This window comes from Nocardia noduli, from assembly GCF_019038455.1.
GTDB classification, from domain to species: domain Bacteria; phylum Actinomycetota; class Actinomycetes; order Mycobacteriales; family Mycobacteriaceae; genus Nocardia; species Nocardia noduli.
On the sequence record NZ_JAFMPL010000263.1, the window covers coordinates 1 to 555 of the forward strand.

Genomic DNA, 555 nt, shown 5'->3' on the forward strand with positions numbered 1-555 from the left:
TGCTGCTGGAAACGGTGTGGGAAGCCCTCGAAGACGCCGGGGTGGACCCGCACTCGTTGCACGGCAGCGACACCGGCGTGTTCATCGGCGTCAGCGACCAGTCCTACGGCGTAGGCCGAGGCAACGGCGACGCCGGTGTCGAGGGATACCGGCTGACCGGTACGACCTCGAGTGTGGTCTCGGGCCGGGTGTCGTATGTGCTGGGATTGGAAGGCCCCGCGGTGTCGGTGGACACCGCGTGCTCGTCCTCACTGGTCGCCCTACACCAAGCCGTACAAGCAATCCGCGTCGGCGAGTGCGGGATGGCGCTGGTCGGCGGGGTGGCGGTGATGTCGACTCCTGGCGCATTTGTGGAGTTCTCCCGGCAGGGAGGGCTCGCCCCGGATGGGCGGTGTAAACCGTTCGCGGAGGCTGCTGATGGGACAGGTTGGTCCGAAGGTGTCGGTGTCCTGGTCGTGGAACGACTCTCCGACGCGCGTCGCCACGGCCACGAGGTGTTGGCGGTGGTTCGGGGCAGCGCGGTCAATCAGGACGGTGCGTCCAACGGACTGACCG

1 protein-coding gene is annotated in these 555 nt (G+C 67.6%); it reads left to right on the forward strand.

Annotation, left to right across the window (positions count from 1 at the left end; all coding sequences use genetic code 11):
* Positions 1-555: beta-ketoacyl synthase N-terminal-like domain-containing protein (locus JZ792_RS41295; RefSeq protein ID WP_216918430.1), on the forward strand; the 555-nt coding region annotated here is incomplete at both ends.